The sequence below is a fragment of the Paenibacillus sp. MDMC362 genome (assembly GCF_003269305.1).
Taxonomy (GTDB): Bacteria; Bacillota; Bacilli; order Paenibacillales; family Paenibacillaceae; genus Paenibacillus_AQ.
Window position 1 is genome coordinate 1 of the sequence record NZ_QLYT01000065.1, and the last position, 16379, is coordinate 16379.

Consider the following 16379-nt stretch of genomic DNA (forward strand, 5'->3'; position numbering starts at 1 on the left):
ACCCCTGACCGACGGCTTAGAAGGCCGTTGCTCTATCCAGCTGAGCTACTGGGACACAGGAATTTTTCAAGCAAAAAATATATTATCACATACGCGGAAAAATTTCAATCATTATTTTAAGCTGCAAAGATTATTAGTACTGTAAGATTATGAGTGCAGCATATCGGGTTATATTGATAAAATATAAGCTGAAATATATAAAAATAGTCGTCAACTTGTTGCCGGATGCGGCAACGCACGAGGGACGATTGCCTTTTTTTTAACTTGGCATTACATATGCTATAATCAACGAATACGAAAAACAGGACTAGAAAGGAGGTGTCCTTATCAAGGACTCTTACTCCCAAGAACAAGAGGACAAGAACATCATCCTGTTTCCGAAGACGCTGGATTATTACCAGATTCAGCTTACGGTTATGCTCGAGAATGAACGTTACGGTGAGGCAATGGAGGTTCTGCGCTTTCTGCTGAAATGCGGCGGACAGAATGAACGGCATTATGAAGAGTGGAATTCGCTCCTCGACTGGCTTGAAGCTGCATTTCCGGAACAGGCTGTACCCCGTTCAGTTAACGAAGCAGAGCCCGAGGAGGAGGATCCGGACGAAGCGGACATGGCGAGGCAGATGGTTAGGGATAAAGTAGCCCAGGATGCCGGATATGCCGACAAGCTGCTGGCTTCGGTCATGAACGGACCGCTGACGGAGCAAACCATTTTGGCGCTGGAACAGCTTGCTTATTTGGACCGTCCGGAGATCGATGCTATTTTGGTCGAGTGGCTGCATGATACGCCGCTTCATCCGCTGCTGCAATTTCGGGTGCTGCAAACGCTGCGGAGAAGAGGGATGGAAGGGCATGTGAGCCTTCATCGCGGGCAGGAAGCCGTCGAGATTGAGATCGATACGGTTCCCCTGGACCCGAGAGGTTTCCCGGACGCCATTACGAGAATTTTGGAGCGAGTTGCCGATCAGACTGAGGTACATGAACCGACATTGTTTTATTTTGCACAGGAATTATGGTCTCAGTTCATCATGGCGATTTACGGCACCGAGGATTACCATTCCATGCTGGATGAAGAAGAATCCACGCTCGACATATGGGCGGCTGCTCTGCATGACATTGTGTCGGAGAGTCTGAAAGGGTTTCGCAATGAGGAGGAAATCCGTCCGCTCTACGGCATAACGGACACCATGAGGTTCCGCTATGAGGGAGCCTATCGATCTCTCAAGCAATTTGTGGCAGCTGGCGTGGAAGATTAGCCAGAGTTGGAAAACGTTTACGGTATCGTAGCATAAGGGTTCGCCCTTGAAAAAGAATTTAATGTTGTTTATACTATAGTGGTTATTCGGTACGTGATACATTATTGCGTCGACCACGTGAATTATTTTGGAGGGGAAAGCATAAATGAAAGCAACTTGGGAAAAAATAGAGAAGAACCTTGGCGTTCTTGACGTTGAGGTTGATGCGGAGCGCGTTGCATCCGCCCTCGACAAAGCTTTTAATAAAGTAGCTAAAAAAGCAAATGTACCTGGATTCCGTAAAGGTAAAGTACCTCGCTCGATCTTCGAAGCGCGCTTTGGCGTTGAGAGCTTGTACCAGGATGCAATCGACATCCTTCTTCCGGAAGTATACAGCGAAGCTGTAGAACAAGCGGATATCTTCCCTGTGGATCGTCCGGAAGTAGACATCGAGCAATTCGCTAAAGGCGAAACTTTCAAGTTCAAAGCAAGAGTAACTGTGAAACCAGAAGTTAAACTTGGCGAATACAAAGGTATCGAAGTTGCTGCAGTAGCTGCTGAAGTTTCCGACGAGGAACTGAGCGAAGAGCTTGAGCGTCTGCAACAACGTCATGCTGAGCTTACCGTTATTGACGAAGGCGCTTCCCAGTCTGGCGATATCGTTGTGATCGACTTTGACGGTTCCGTTGACGGCGTTCCTTTCGAAGGCGGACAAGCTGAGCGTTATTCCCTTGAGCTTGGAAGCAACACGTTCATTCCAGGCTTTGAAGACCAAGTGATCGGAATGGCTACTGGTGACTTCAAAGACGTGGAAGTGACATTCCCTGAAACTTACCATGCTGAAGAATTGGCTAACAAACAAGCCATCTTCAAAGTGAAAGTTCACGAAATCAAACGCAAGCAGCTTCCTGAGCTGGATGATGAATTCGCTAAAGACGTAAGTGAATTCGATACGCTTGACGAGTACAAGGAAGATCTGAAGAAACAATTGCTGACTCGCAAAGAGCAAGAAGCGCAAGGCGTTCGCGAGAACGAAGCCGTTGAAAAAGCAGCAGCTAACGCTGAAGTTGAAATTCCTGACGCTATGATTCAATCTGAAGTTCAAAACATGATGCGCGATTTCGACAACCGTCTTCGCCAGCAAGGCATGAACCTGGAAATGTTCCTTAGCTTCTCCGGCCAAACGAATGCCGATCTGGAAGGTCAAATGAAAGACGATGCTGCCAAGCGCGTTCGCAACAACCTCGTGCTCGAGCAAATCGCAAAAGAAGAAAAACTCGAAGTATCTGAAGAGGAAATCAACAAAGAGCTGGAGAACATGGCTGACACGTACAAACGTCCTGCTGATGAAATCCGCAGCATCTTGGGTGCTAACGGTTCCCTTGACAGCCTTCGTGAAGAACTGCTTCTTCGCAAAACAATCGACTTCTTGTTGGAAAACAGCGTAGAAGGCGCTCCTGTTGAGAAAAAAGAAGCAACTGAAGAATAATAAATAGGCAGCTGCGTTAAGCTGCCCTCACATTAGATAAGGCACGTACATTTCATGCGTGCCTTATTTTTAACTAAGAATAGCCAATTTACTACTAATTGTGACATGAATTGGTTATTAATTTCGACATACATAATGAGACAAGTTGGCAGGATATAATTCTTGGCAAGTTCATAGAATGTAAGCAGGGTTAAAAAATGACATCGTGCTTTGAACATGTTAGAATAACTTTTGTAACGCTGTAGTATATTTTTCAAGGAAAAGAGGTTGGTCGCATGAGTCTTGTACCTATGGTTGTGGAACAAACCAGTCGAGGCGAAAGATCTTACGATATCTACTCAAGATTACTGAAGGATCGCATAATATTCCTCAGCAGTGCGATCGATGACGATGTTGCCAATCTTGTCATTGCCCAGCTTCTGTTTCTAGCTGCGGAAGATCCGGAAAAAGACATCTCTTTGTACATCAATTCCCCTGGCGGTTCGGTTACAGCCGGGATGGGTATATATGATACGATGCAGTTGATCAAGCCTGATGTGTCCACGATTTGCGTTGGCATGGCTGCCAGCATGGGCTCGCTGTTGCTTACTGCGGGAGCGCCAGGAAAACGCTATGCTCTCGAGAACAGTGAAGTGATGATTCATCAGCCGCTTGGCGGTATTCAAGGTCAGGCATCCGATATCCAAATCCATGCAGATTGGATCATCAAGACCAGACATAAGCTGAATCAAATCTATGTGGAGCGCACGGGTCAGCCCCTTGAAAAAATCGAACGCGATACAGACCGCGACTTTTTCATGAGCGCGGAGGAAGCGAAGGCGTACGGTATTATTGATGATGTTCTGTCTTCACCGACCAAATCTTAAGGGGTGGTAATAGCATGTTTAAATTTAACGATGACAAAGGGCAGCTGAAATGCTCCTTCTGCGGTAAATCGCAGGAGCAGGTCCGCAAGCTGGTTGCGGGGCCCGGTGTTTATATATGTGATGAGTGCATTGACTTGTGTTCAGAGATCGTTGAGGAAGAACTCGGCCATGAGGAAGAAGTGGATCTGAAGGATATTCCGAAACCGCGCGACATTCGTGACATTCTGGATCAATATGTAATCGGTCAGGATCAGGCGAAGAAATCCCTTTCCGTTGCTGTTTATAACCACTATAAACGGATCAACACCCAGAGCAAGATTGAGGACGTAGAATTGCAAAAGAGTAATATTTTGCTGCTCGGACCTACAGGTTCCGGTAAAACATTGCTCGCGCAAACTATGGCCAAAATTCTTAACGTGCCGTTTGCCATTGCAGATGCAACTTCACTGACCGAAGCCGGTTATGTGGGTGAGGATGTTGAGAACATTCTGCTGAAGCTGATTCAAGCAGCGGATTATGATGTGGAAAAAGCGGAACGCGGCATTATCTATATTGATGAGATCGACAAAGTGGCTCGTAAATCGGAGAACCCGTCCATTACCCGCGACGTTTCCGGTGAAGGGGTTCAGCAGGCGCTGCTGAAAATTCTTGAAGGCACCGTTGCTTCCGTGCCTCCGCAAGGCGGACGCAAGCATCCGCATCAGGAATTCATTCAGATCGATACGACGAACATCCTGTTCATTTGCGGCGGAGCATTTGACGGATTGGAACAGTACATTAAACGCCGGATCGGTAAAAAGGTTATCGGCTTTAATGCATCCGGAGAAAACCAGAAGGATCTTAAGCCAGGTGAATACCTGACGATGGTTCTGCCGGAAGATCTGTTGAAATTCGGCTTGATTCCGGAATTCGTTGGTCGTCTGCCAGTTGTGTCTACACTCGAACCGCTGGATGAGGCAACATTGGTACGTATTCTGTCCGAGCCGAAGAACGCGCTGACGAAGCAGTACCAAAAGCTGCTTGAATTTGACAACGTAAACCTCAAATTTGAGCCAGGCGCGCTAGAAGCGATTGCCCGCGAAGCCATTAAGCGCAATACCGGTGCACGCGGACTGCGTTCGATCATTGAAGGCATCATGCTGGACGTAATGTACGAAGTGCCGTCCAGAGATGACATTAAGGATTGCGTCATTACGGAGCAGGTCGTTCGTGATAAAGTGATCCCTGAACTGCAAGCCAAAAGTAACGAAGACGACAAGAAACAAGAAGAAAGCGCCTAATGTGCTTTAGCACATTAGACGTGGAATAAATCTACGCTGATTCTCCACTTCCAGTTATACCCAGTTGGGTTTTGCTGGAGTGGAGCTTTGGCGTTATATGGGAGAGATCGTACCATGTTTTTGAGACAAGACACACGGCCCGTCAAGGTGGGGAATCTCACCATTGGGGGAAAGAACGAAGTCATTATTCAAAGCATGTGCACCACCAAAACAGCAGATGTGGAGGCGACCGTTGCCGAAATACTCCGTCTGGAAGAAGCGGGATGTCAGATCGTTCGGGTAACGGTGAACAATGAGGAAGCAGCTGCGGCCATTAAGGAAATCAAGAAACGCATTCATATTCCGCTTGTGGCGGATATTCATTTTAACTACAAGCTTGCCTTGATGGCGATCGAGAACGGTATCGATAAAGTCCGGATCAATCCGGGAAACATCGGTAAGCGTGAAAAGGTCGAAGCTGTCGTGAAAGCATGCAAAGAGAAGGGGATTCCGATTCGGATCGGGGTTAACGCCGGTTCCTTGGAGAATCATCTCCTTGAAAAATACGGGTACCCGACACCGGAAGCCATGGTGGAAAGCGCCCTGTATCATATCGGGATCCTGGAAGAACTGGATTTCCATGATATCATCGTTTCGCTTAAAGCTTCTGATGTACCGATGGCGATTGCAGCTTACACGAAGGCCGCGGAAGTAATACCATACCCGCTTCACCTAGGTATTACCGAAGCAGGCACCCTGTTCTCGGGTACCGTCAAGAGTGCCGCCGGGCTTGGAGCATTATTGTCCCTTGGAATCGGCAGCACGATGCGCATATCCTTGAGTGCCGATCCAGTGGAAGAGATCAAGGTGGGCCGGGAACTGCTAAAATCCTTCGGTCTGATCTCGGATGCGGCAACCTTGGTATCATGCCCGACCTGCGGACGGCTGGATATCGACCTGTTCTCCATTGCCAATGAGGTCGAGGAGTACATCTCGAAGATCAAAGTGCCGATTAAGGTGTCCGTTCTGGGCTGTGCCGTTAACGGTCCCGGTGAGGCTAGGGAGGCCGACATCGGGATTGCGGGAGCACGTGGCGAAGGTCTACTCTTCCGTTACGGAGAGATGATTCGTAAGGTACCGGAAGCGACCATGGTTGAAGAGCTTAAGAAAGAAATCGATCATATCGTGAAGGTGTACGAGGAGACGGGCGAAATTCCGGGCCGCAAGCACAAATCCACGGTTTAAGCTGGATAACTAAGTTTCCGTATAGGTAGTTTCAATCTCTAATATAAAAACGGCAATCTCTGGACTACAAGAGATTGCCGTTTTGTTGTTTTGTAGGAGTAGAGATGGCAGGGTATATTCTTAAAATTTCTTTGAACGGTCTAAAGTGTAGCGATGACAATCAGGACAAACCTAACCTGTTTATTTTTCTGACACGGTAAGACTTGCAGGCGCCCGTTCCAATGTATTTTTCACTAACTATATCTTGCTCTTTATTGAGCTTCTTTTTATGAAGCTCAGCCCTACCCACTCCCACCCCCACGATGAAGAAGGATAACTGACGTCGCATCAGCGGAGCGGACGAATCGATTTCGGAGAAGCGGATGCGTTCGGCTGAAAATTTTCCGCAGGAAAACTCGCATCGGAAGGATAAGCTGTTTCCGAATTTCTACATTGATACTCGTCATTCATGAAATTCGGAAACAACAGCGATCGGAGGAACGATACGTACGCGGAGCGTCACACCCGGCGTCTTACTGGAGCGTCTCACTGAATGGTCTCACTAAATTATCTTCCATCCATTTTGATACTTTTACTTTGTCAGCGCATCCTGATTAAATCACCCTCTTTTACAATTTGTTCCCCCTCCAGCGTTTTACCATCCAAGGAATCGGCAATACTACCATGTATTAACGTTTGGATGAAGACATAATGGAGTACAGGAGGAATGACTTGTGAATTTAAGTATCGTGATTATGCTGGTGCAGCTGTTTTTTGCGGTCATCATCGGCATTTATTTTTGGAATTTATTGCGCGGGCAGAAGACAAGCAAAACAGCGGTGGATCGGGAATCGCGCAAGGAGCTCGACAAACTCCGTAAACTCCGGTCGATATCGCTAACGAAACCGCTCGCTGAGAAAACAAGGCCGCAAACGATGGATGACATCGTGGGTCAAAAGGACGGCTTGCGCGCCTTAAAGGCCGCTTTATGCAGCGCAAATCCCCAGCATGTCATTGTATATGGACCGCCGGGAGTCGGGAAGACGGCAGCCGCACGCGTGGTGATGGAGGAAGCCAAGAAGAACCCGCAGTCTCCGTTTAAATATGACGCGAAATTCACAGAGATCGATGCCACGACGGCTCGCTTCGATGAACGCGGGATTGCCGACCCACTCATCGGGTCTGTTCATGATCCGATTTATCAAGGTGCCGGAGCTATGGGGGTTGCAGGCATTCCTCAGCCCAAGCCGGGAGCGGTGACCAAGGCCCATGGCGGGATCCTCTTTATTGATGAAATTGGGGAATTGCATCCGATTCAGATGAATAAGCTTTTAAAAGTGCTGGAGGACCGCAAGGTGCTGCTCGAAAGTGCATATTATAATTCTGAGGATGCCAATACCCCTGCCTATATACACGATATCTTTCAAAATGGACTTCCGGCAGACTTCCGTCTGGTGGGTGCTACGACACGTTCGCCCGAAGAGATTGCTCCTGCGCTTCGTTCACGCTGCATGGAGATTTTTTTCCGTCCGCTTTTGCCTGAAGAGATCGGTAGGATCGCAGAGGATGCCATTCAGAAAATTGGTTTGAATGCTGCGCCGGAAGCGGTTGAAGTGGTGAAGCAGTACTGCTCTAACGGGCGGGAAGCGGTCAATATGATTCAATTGGCTGCCGGTCTTGCATTGACGGAGAAACGGGATTCGCTGCGGGCCGCGGACGTGGAATGGGTAGCCAGCAGCAGCCAGCTTCAGCCAAGGCCCGACCGGAAAATACCGGAGAAGCCTCAGATTGGCGTAGTCAACGGATTGGCTGTATATGGCCCGAATATGGGGGCACTGCTTGAAATTGAAGTATCTGCGGTTCCTGTCGAGAAGGGCCGGGGTACCTACAATATCACCGGGGTTGTGGATGAAGAGGAATTTGGCGGAGGTTCACGCAAGCTGCGTCGCAAGAGTATGGCCAAAGGCTCGATCGAGAATGTCCTAACCGTGCTGGGTTCGATGGGCTTTACGCCGAAAAACTATGATCTGCATATCAATTTCCCTGGAGGAACGCCGATTGACGGCCCTTCCGCGGGTATTGCGATGGCTACTGCGATCGTCTCGGCCATGAAAGGGATTGAAGTCGATAACAAAGTCGCCATGACAGGCGAGATGAGCATTCATGGAAAAGTAAAACCGATAGGCGGGGTCATCGCTAAAGTGGAGGCAGCATTCCAGGCAGGCGCGACCCGCGTGATCATCCCTAAGGACAACTGGCAGACGCTGTTTCAGGATTTGAGCGGCGGTTTGCGGGTCATTCCGGTCGAATCGGTGGACGAAGTATTCGGCCATATTTTTGGCGGATCGTTCGCTCCGGAGGTTGTACAGCTCCCTGCAAACGAGGTGTTTCCAGCCTCTTCCGCTTCATTGCTGCAGGCGACGCCTCCGCGTAACGGTAAAATAACGGACGCCGGAGGATGCTAAGCTTCGTATGGTTGGTTTTTTATACGCAGATTTGATAAAATAGGAACAGTGTCAACATTGAGAGCCATTGGAGGTGCGAAAGCGATGGGACCCAGTAAATCCAAAGGTCGTCGTTTTCCTTTACTGCCTTTGAGAGGTCTTTTGGTCTATCCAAGCATGGTGCTTCACTTGGATGTAGGCCGGGAGAAGTCGGTAAAGGCTTTAGAAAAGGCGATGGTTGAAGACAATTTGATTCTCCTATGTTCTCAATCGGAAGTGAACATTGAAGAACCGACGCAGGATGATATTTTTCGGATTGGCACAGTTGCGAATGTACGCCAGATGCTTAAGCTTCCCAACGGTACCATACGTGTGCTAGTGGAGGGTATGGAACGGGCGGAAGTTATTGAATATACGGATCAAGAGGAATACTATGAGGTCATCGCTCGGGAACTTCCCGAAGAAGAAAATCATGACCCTGAAGTTTCCGCATTAATGCGAACCGTACTGTCTCAGTTTGAGAATTATATCAATCTGTCGAAGAAAGTGACACCAGAGACACTGGCGGCCGTTTCCGATATTGATGAGCCGGGTCGACTGGCAGACGTCATCACGAGTCATTTGTCACTGAAGATCAAGGATAAGCAAGAAATTCTCGAAACAATTGATGTTCGCAAACGGCTCGAGAAACTTCTAGATATACTGAATAACGAGCGTGAAGTGCTGGAGCTGGAGCGGAAGATTAACCAGCGGGTCAAAAAGCAAATGGAGAAGACCCAGAAGGAATACTATTTGCGCGAGCAGATGAAGGCCATTCAGAAAGAGCTAGGCGACAAGGAAGGCCGTTCCGGGGAAGTAGAGGAACTCCGAAGTCAGCTTCAGGAGCTTGAACTGCCGGAGCGCGTACACGAGAAGGTGGAGAAGGAAATCGACCGACTCGAAAAAATGCCGGCGAGTTCTGCTGAGGGCGGCGTGATTCGGAACTATGTTGATTGGCTTTTGGCTTTGCCTTGGACCAACATGACTGAGGATGATTTGGACATCGTCAAAGCGGAGCAAGTGCTGGACGAGGATCATTACGGTCTCGAGAAGCCGAAGGAGCGCGTGCTGGAATATCTGGCGGTGCAAAAGCTGGTGAAAAAGATGAAAGGGCCTATTCTATGTCTGGTTGGCCCTCCGGGGGTCGGTAAAACATCACTGGCCCGGTCCATCGCCCGCTCTCTGGAGCGCAAGTTCGTTCGTATTTCTTTAGGCGGAGTAAGAGACGAGGCGGAAATCCGTGGCCACCGGCGCACTTATGTAGGGGCCATGCCGGGACGCATCATTCAAGGCATGAAAACGGCGGGGTCGATGAATCCTGTGTTCCTGCTGGATGAAATCGATAAGATGGCATCCGACTTCCGCGGTGACCCGTCTTCCGCCCTGCTCGAGGTGCTCGATCCTGAGCAAAACAATACGTTCAGCGATCATTTCGTGGAGATTCCTTTTGATCTGTCCAACGTCATGTTTGTCACGACGGCAAACGTGCTTCACAACATTCCAAGACCGCTCCTGGACCGGATGGAAGTACTGTACATTCCAGGATATACGGAACTGGAGAAACTGCAGATCGCCAATCGTTATTTGCTGCCCAAGCAGAAGAGTGAACATGGGCTGACGCCGGAGCAGTTGATTCTGGACGAGGAAGCGCTCATGAAGGTGATCCGGGAGTATACCCGTGAATCCGGGGTGCGGAATCTGGAGCAGCAAGTGGCTGCGCTGTGCCGCAAAGCCGCCAAACAGATCGTCACCAATCAATCGGAATCCATTGAGATTAAGGCTGACGATATTAAGGAATATCTCGGTATTCCGAAGTTTCGCTATGGCATGGCCGAGCTTGAAGATCAAGTCGGCACGGTAACAGGGCTTGCATGGACGGAAGTGGGCGGCGAAACATTGACCATTGAGGTAACCGTGGTGCCTGGTACCGGCAAGCTGACCTTGACGGGTAAGCTTGGCGATGTGATGAAGGAATCGGCTCAAGCCGCCTTCAGTTTTACCCGCTCGAAAGCGGTAGAACTGGGCATTGATCCCGAATTCCACGAGAAGCTGGATGTCCATATCCATATCCCGGAAGGAGCCATTCCAAAGGATGGTCCTTCAGCCGGCATTACCATTGCGACGGCTCTTATCTCATCTTTAACCAAACGGCATGTAGCCCGTGATGTGGCCATGACGGGGGAAATTACACTTCGGGGACGCGTTCTTCCGATTGGTGGCTTGAAAGAAAAATCCCTGGCAGCCCACCGTGCCGGCTACAAAAAAATATTACTCCCTAAGGATAACGAACGTGACTTGCGTGATATCCCTGACAGCGTGAAGAACGACGTTGAATTCGTTCCGGTATCCCATATGGATCAGGTTCTGGAGCATGCGCTCGTTGAACAAGCGGGAGTGCACTAGAGAGGAAAGTCTAAATTATGAAAGTTACGAAAGCCGAGTTTGTCATCAGTGCTGTCGTACCTGCTCAATATCCTGAGGACGCCTTGCCGGAAATTGCTCTGGCAGGGCGTTCCAATGTGGGCAAGTCATCACTGATTAACCGTATGATATCCCGTAAGAACCTGGCCCGTACCAGTGCAACACCGGGGAAAACCCAGCAACTCAACTATTATCGGGTGAATGACGACCTGTATCTGGTCGATTTCCCCGGCTATGGTTATGCGAAGGTATCCAAGACTCAGCGTGCGGCATTTGGCGAAATGATTGAGAGATATTTACTCAGCCGGGAAGAACTGAAGCTTGTATTATTAATCGTGGACATGCGTCACCCACCCTCAAAAGACGATATCAGCATGTATGAATGGCTGCAGCATTATAACCGGCCGGTATGCGTGGTCGCAACCAAGGCGGACAAGATTCCGAAAACACGCCGCCAGAAGCATGTAAAGATTGTGAAGGAGACACTCGGCTTCAAACCCTATCACTCTTTTGTCATGTTTTCATCCGAGCTCGGTTTGGGTAAAGATGAGTTATGGGCAATCATGGAGTCCCACATGGGGACAAAGGATGACGAGGAAGAGACTTATTTGGATTCGGAAACGGAAGGCAAAGAGCAATCCTGATCCGGTTCATTTCGTGATATTTTTTTCGAGGGTAATATAGGGAATCGGTGTATTCTTTATAGGAAAGTGAGCATCTTGCGGGAAATATCGCTCTGATTCCGGCTAATTCCGTTTTTTTATGAAATATGATGGATATTCTCGTTCGAACGGCAGGAAAGACCGCTTGGATCTGCTGTATAATGGTAGTAAGTTAAAAGAATTGAGGGAGATTTTTATGGCTCAGCGGTTAGCCACAGAATATGTTAATGCCACAATGCAAATGACGGATATTCAAATGGATCAATTTCTGCAATATACCCAAGCTTTCCGGGTTACTAACCGGGTAAAAGTCATGGATAGCGGAGAGCAGGAGTTCGTGCTCGAAGATGAAAGCGGGGAAGAAGTTCATTTGCCCTTTGAACGCAAGAATGGCTTGTACGTCTGTGAGCTGTCGTGCCGATTGGTTACTCCCCATCTGACAAATGCCGTGCGCAAATTGTTTGCGGCTTTTAAGGGATCAGGTAAAGTGAATCGGATTTATCGCGGCTTTACGATGAGCTACGACTACCATGCGGGAACGGTGCACAGAATTACGCAAGTCGCCGGGAACGACAGCATTGTCATTTATGAGTACAAGAATACGGCAGGAGAGCTGCAGCGACTCTTCAACAGCAATGAAGCAGAGAAAGAGATCAAATCCATCCAGCATCATATTAACGTGCTTCTGGACCAGCGGATTGCAGCAGGGAATGATAAACTTATTACGAAGACGATAGATGAGCGGCTGCGACAGTTTAATCAACGCCTATTCGTGCTAGAAGCCTAAGGAGGCTGCCCTTAACAGGGCAGCTTTTTTTATTATTGGAGCCATGACACCAAGTAGTTCAGACGAACATATATTGAGCTGTAAAATATTTATGGGTTATTTTCGAAAAAGGTGTTGCATTTAAGCGTCATAGATGTTATTTTTAATCTCGTTGAAAAGAATATAGGAACCAGGATTCACTCAGGACATGTAATGTTGCGAGAGATTATTCCCTCGGGAAGTGAATGACGTAGGTCCTAGCGGATGAAATTTTCAAACATTTTATTCCTAGGAAGGGGGAACCCGGAAGATGGAATACTCAACTTTCGGAAGACACGTTGCTGTTGATACTTGGGGAGTCGATTTTGAACTATTGAACAGTGCAGAATTTTTACAAGCTCAGATGGTGGAAGCCGCTGAAGCATGTGGAGCAACGGTATTGTCCGTCCAATCCAAGCAGTTTGAACCACAAGGTGCGACTGTGCTGGTGTTGCTGTCGGAAAGCCATCTCTCGATTCACACATACCCTGAGAGAGGTTTTGCTGCGATTGACTGTTATACCTGCGGGGAGACAGTAGATCCGCAGTTGGCTATTGACTATCTGGTATCCGCTTTGAAACCTGAAAAATGTTATGCCAAGAAACTCGTGCGCGGACTCGGCGAAATGACCGTGGAAACGCCTGAGATGAAACAGGCTGAACTCGTTTAACCAGCCTTCTAAAAAATGCGTATACTGATAACCATGGATTTTTCCATGGTTATTTATTTTGAGAACATGAGGGGGTCGGCGGAATTCCAGGCAGTCGTTCTCTGAAATGAGATTTCGTGCTAAATAACACGTATATCTAAGCTGTTCTATATCCACAATAGTAAGGTGCGATCAAACAGGTAGAAAGCTTCATGAATGGAACGAAGAAGTATGGGGATTTCATAAACATTTCATAAAATAGACAAGGCTGTTCAGCATACTGTGATATAATGAACAAGGTCAAGGAAGTCCGTTGTGAACGGCAAAACTACTCGGAGAAATAGGCAGGTGAACATGCAATGCACATCGTCGTTGTTGGGTTGAACTATCGCACGGCGCCTGTGGAAGTCAGAGAACGCTTTACATTCTCGGAAGAAGACATGCCCAAGGCGTTAGAGCAGCTTAATTCGACCAAGAGCGTATTGGAGGGCGTCATTGTCGCTACCTGCAACCGAACTGAGATTTATGTTGTGGTAGACCGCCTTCATATGTGCGGCTACTTTATCCGCAGTTTTATGGAACAGTGGTTCGGCATTAATCGTGAAGAATTTACACAGCACCTCTATATATATGAAGACGAACAAGCGATTTCCCATCTGTTTAAGGTTACCTGCGGTTTGGATTCCATGGTCATTGGAGAGACGCAGATCCTGGGACAGGTGCGCCATGCTTTTTTGACGTCGCAGCAGCAGAATGCCACGGGTACTTGGTTCAATATGTTGTTTAAGCAAGCCGTTACGCTCGGCAAGCGGGCTCATTCGGAGACATCGATCGGAGAGAGTGCCGTCTCTGTCAGCTATGCAGCGGTGGAACTGGGTAAACGAATTTTCGGGGCTTTTAACGATAAAAAAGTGATGATACTTGGCGCAGGCAAGATGAGCGAACTTACCGTAAAGCATCTTTATGCCAACGGTGCCGCTGAAGTAATCGTGGCCAACCGTACGCTTAGCCGTGCTGAGGAACTTGCAAGCAAATTCAAAGGGACGCCATGCACCATTGCCGAAGCCAAGAATTTGCTGAATGACGTGGATATCATTATTAGCTCAACGGGTTCGAATGAATATGTTCTGAACGCGGAGCGGGTGAAAGAGAGCATGAAGAAACGCCAGTCCCGCCCGTTGTTCATGATTGATATTGCTGTGCCACGGGACATTGATCCGGCGGTTGGGGAAGTTTCCAACGTGTTCCTGTACGATATTGATGATCTGGAAGGCATCGTAGAGACCAATATGGAAATGCGCCGGGCGGAAGCAGCGAAGATTGAAGTGATGATTCAAGAGGAGATGGATGCATTCCACACATGGCTGAAGACGCTTGGTGTCAGACCGGCGATTCGGGCCTTGCAGGAGAAGTCGAATGCCATTCATGAAGAAACGATGGAAAGCTTGTTTAACAAGCTTCCGGAACTGGATGAACGCCAGCGAAAAGTCATCCGTCGTTTGACCAAGAGCATCGTTAACCAGATGATGCATGATCCCATTAACCGGATTAAGGAAATGACGGGCGGCAAGCAGGGCGGTGAAGCACTGGATTATTTTTCACAAATCTTTGCGCTGGAAAGCTTGATCCATGAGAATGAGCAGGAATCCCGCAGCCGCAACAAGAAAATAACTGCACCCGTTAAAGCTGAACGGTCGAAGAATGCTGTAGATCAGCAGGCAGAAGAGAAACCGCTCAAGGTGTCTCTGGCCCCAGCCACCCTTTGAGGAGGGTGAGTACAACCCATGCTGTTAAACTTAATTTATATCACCGGCATTTGTATCTATGCCCTGAGCCTTCTGTTTTATATCTCGGATTGCGTTTCACGCAATCCGGTGGCGAAGCGGATAGGCACAGGGCTTCTTGTTATTACGGCGTTGTTACAATTCACGGGAATCGGCATCAGAGCGATGGAGGGCGGACATTTTCACTTTCCGGTATTTACGCTGTTTGATTTCCTGTTCCTGCTGGCGTTCTGCATATCAATCACTTCGATTGCCCTGGCGTATATGAAACGGTCGGAATTTGCCGTCCTGCTCATGAACCTCGTCGGGTTTAGCGTCATGCTGGTCAATCGTCTATGGTTCACGGCGGGGGACAATGCATTGCACAGTTGGGAGACGGAACATCGTCTCTTGCTTATTCATATTGCCTTGGCGAGTATCAGCTTCGCCGCTTTGACCGTCGGGGCCGTATTTGCGGCGATTTATATGTTCCTGCACCGGAAACTGAAGCACAAGCAATGGAATGATACGATGCGCAGGCTGCCAAGTCTGGAGAAGCTGGATGTTTATTCATATAAAGCGCTGATGGCCGGGACGATTATTCTGGTCATGTCGCTCATCTTGGCCGTGATGTCAGTGGCCATGGCTGGACGGTGGACCCTGTTTTTGGACATCAAGGTTTTGTCTACATTGACGGCTCTTGCGATGTATTTGGTTTATTTCATCAAACGCCGCTTGTGGAGAAGGTCCGGCAGGGAAGCGGCCATATGGGCTTTAATCGGATATGGGTTTATTATTCTGAACTTCTTTCTCAATACGTGGTCCGCTTTCCATAGTTGGTCAGGAGTGTGATGGCAAAAATGGCGTGTGATGACCATTATGTACCCGTTATGCTGAATTGCAGGGGACGTTTATGCTTGATTGTCGGCGGCGGCAAGGTGGCGGAACGTAAAGCCGTCACCCTGCTGAATGCCGGGGCAATCGTACATATTGTAAGTCCCTTATTACGAAGCGAGAAACTTCAATGTTTGGCGAAAGAGCAGACTCTTCGATGGACGAAGCGGAAGTATCAATCAGACGATCTGATAGGCGCGTTTATGGTCCATGCGGCAACGGATGACAGCAAGCTGAATCTGCAAATAGCGGAGGATGCCGATCGTCTTGGCGTACTGGTGAACGTGGCCAGCAACGGCGAGGCCGGAACGTTTATCAACCCGACGGTGCTGCGACGGGGAAGGCTTACGCTGGCTGTATCCACATCAGGAGCAGGGCCGATGGTCGCACGCGAGATACGCGACGAGCTCGACAACCAGTTCGGGCCTGAGTATGAGGACTATTTGGATTTTTTATATAGGATGCGTTCGATGATCAGGGAAGAAGTGGAGTCCGCTGAAGCACGCAGGCGGCTTTTGCTCAAGGCGTACCGCATGGATATGCTCGGAGAGATTCGCCGCGAAGGTTATGTGCCCTGGAGTGAGGACAAGATCAAGCAGTGGATTGCGAATAATCAGGAGGAATGAAAG

13 protein-coding genes are annotated in these 16379 nt (G+C 48.6%); all 13 read left to right on the forward strand.

Annotation, left to right across the window (positions count from 1 at the left end; all coding sequences use genetic code 11):
* Window positions 1-416: 416 nt before the first annotated feature.
* The 13 genes from DP091_RS26970 to DP091_RS27030 all read left to right on the forward strand — a co-directional run bounded on the left by DP091_RS26970 (window position 417) and on the right by DP091_RS27030 (window position 16376).
* A complete protein-coding gene (locus DP091_RS26970; protein WP_113061179.1) occupies window positions 417-1256 on the forward strand; it encodes a hypothetical protein in 840 nt (279 codons plus the stop codon).
* 145 nt (window positions 1257-1401) lie between these two features.
* A complete protein-coding gene (gene tig / locus DP091_RS26975) occupies window positions 1402-2724 on the forward strand; it encodes a trigger factor (protein WP_113061180.1) in 1323 nt (440 codons plus the stop codon).
* A 275-nt stretch (window positions 2725-2999) separates the two neighbouring features.
* Window positions 3000-3590 (forward strand): ATP-dependent Clp endopeptidase proteolytic subunit ClpP, encoded by a 591-nt coding sequence (gene clpP / locus DP091_RS26980; RefSeq protein WP_006208779.1) that lies wholly within the window; start codon window positions 3000-3002, stop codon window positions 3588-3590.
* 14 nt (window positions 3591-3604) lie between these two features.
* Window positions 3605-4870 (forward strand): ATP-dependent protease ATP-binding subunit ClpX, encoded by a 1266-nt coding sequence (gene clpX, locus DP091_RS26985; protein ID WP_113061181.1) that lies wholly within the window; start codon window positions 3605-3607, stop codon window positions 4868-4870.
* A 114-nt stretch (window positions 4871-4984) separates the two neighbouring features.
* Window positions 4985-6094: a flavodoxin-dependent (E)-4-hydroxy-3-methylbut-2-enyl-diphosphate synthase gene (gene ispG / locus DP091_RS26990; protein WP_009590416.1), complete on the forward strand. Its 1110-nt coding sequence runs from the start codon at window positions 4985-4987 to the stop codon at window positions 6092-6094.
* Window positions 6095-6828: 734 nt separating this feature from the next.
* Window positions 6829-8538, forward strand: a complete 1710-nt coding sequence (lonB, locus tag DP091_RS26995) for an ATP-dependent protease LonB (protein ID WP_373456954.1) — start codon at window positions 6829-6831, stop codon at window positions 8536-8538.
* Window positions 8539-8622: 84 nt separating this feature from the next.
* On the forward strand, window positions 8623-10959 hold the full coding sequence (gene lon, locus DP091_RS27000; protein WP_113061183.1) for an endopeptidase La: 2337 nt from the start codon (window positions 8623-8625) through the stop codon (window positions 10957-10959).
* A 17-nt stretch (window positions 10960-10976) separates the two neighbouring features.
* Window positions 10977-11621 (forward strand): ribosome biogenesis GTP-binding protein YihA/YsxC, encoded by a 645-nt coding sequence (gene yihA / locus DP091_RS27005; RefSeq protein WP_113061184.1) that lies wholly within the window; start codon window positions 10977-10979, stop codon window positions 11619-11621.
* A gap of 214 nt (window positions 11622-11835) precedes the next feature.
* Window positions 11836-12426 (forward strand): non-ribosomal peptide synthetase module, encoded by a 591-nt coding sequence (locus tag DP091_RS27010; protein WP_113061218.1) that lies wholly within the window; start codon window positions 11836-11838, stop codon window positions 12424-12426.
* Between the two features lie 289 nt (window positions 12427-12715).
* On the forward strand, window positions 12716-13114 hold the full coding sequence (speD, locus tag DP091_RS27015; protein ID WP_006208786.1) for an adenosylmethionine decarboxylase: 399 nt from the start codon (window positions 12716-12718) through the stop codon (window positions 13112-13114).
* Between the two features lie 338 nt (window positions 13115-13452).
* A complete protein-coding gene (hemA, locus tag DP091_RS27020; RefSeq protein WP_113061185.1) occupies window positions 13453-14859 on the forward strand; it encodes a glutamyl-tRNA reductase in 1407 nt (468 codons plus the stop codon).
* Between the two features lie 18 nt (window positions 14860-14877).
* Window positions 14878-15708 (forward strand): cytochrome c biogenesis protein CcsA, encoded by an 831-nt coding sequence (ccsA, locus tag DP091_RS27025; protein ID WP_113061186.1) that lies wholly within the window; start codon window positions 14878-14880, stop codon window positions 15706-15708.
* Window positions 15708-16376: a precorrin-2 dehydrogenase/sirohydrochlorin ferrochelatase family protein gene (locus DP091_RS27030; protein ID WP_258394708.1), complete on the forward strand. Its 669-nt coding sequence runs from the start codon at window positions 15708-15710 to the stop codon at window positions 16374-16376. Before ccsA ends, DP091_RS27030 begins: the two co-directional genes overlap by 1 nt.
* The last annotated feature ends 3 nt before the right edge of the window (window positions 16377-16379 follow it).

What these genes read in the sequence shown, in the direction of transcription:
- DP091_RS26970 (WP_113061179.1), top strand. Translation starts at nt 417, where the DNA reads ATGCTCGAGAATGAACGTTACGGTGAGGCAATGGAGGTTCTGCGCTTT.
- tig (WP_113061180.1), top strand. Translation starts at nt 1,402, where the DNA reads ATGAAAGCAACTTGGGAAAAAATAGAGAAGAACCTTGGCGTTCTTGAC.
- clpP (WP_006208779.1), top strand. Translation starts at nt 3,000, where the DNA reads ATGAGTCTTGTACCTATGGTTGTGGAACAAACCAGTCGAGGCGAAAGA.
- DP091_RS27010 (WP_113061218.1), top strand. Translation starts at nt 11,836, where the DNA reads ATGGCTCAGCGGTTAGCCACAGAATATGTTAATGCCACAATGCAAATG.
- lon (WP_113061183.1), top strand. Translation starts at nt 8,623, where the DNA reads ATGGGACCCAGTAAATCCAAAGGTCGTCGTTTTCCTTTACTGCCTTTG.
- ispG (WP_009590416.1), top strand. Translation starts at nt 4,985, where the DNA reads ATGTTTTTGAGACAAGACACACGGCCCGTCAAGGTGGGGAATCTCACC.
- clpX (WP_113061181.1), top strand. Translation starts at nt 3,605, where the DNA reads ATGTTTAAATTTAACGATGACAAAGGGCAGCTGAAATGCTCCTTCTGC.
- speD (WP_006208786.1), top strand. Translation starts at nt 12,716, where the DNA reads ATGGAATACTCAACTTTCGGAAGACACGTTGCTGTTGATACTTGGGGA.
- ccsA (WP_113061186.1), top strand. Translation starts at nt 14,878, where the DNA reads ATGCTGTTAAACTTAATTTATATCACCGGCATTTGTATCTATGCCCTG.
- lonB (WP_373456954.1), top strand. Translation starts at nt 6,829, where the DNA reads ATGCTGGTGCAGCTGTTTTTTGCGGTCATCATCGGCATTTATTTTTGG.
- yihA (WP_113061184.1), top strand. Translation starts at nt 10,977, where the DNA reads ATGAAAGTTACGAAAGCCGAGTTTGTCATCAGTGCTGTCGTACCTGCT.
- DP091_RS27030 (WP_258394708.1), top strand. Translation starts at nt 15,708, where the DNA reads ATGGCAAAAATGGCGTGTGATGACCATTATGTACCCGTTATGCTGAAT.
- hemA (WP_113061185.1), top strand. Translation starts at nt 13,453, where the DNA reads ATGCACATCGTCGTTGTTGGGTTGAACTATCGCACGGCGCCTGTGGAA.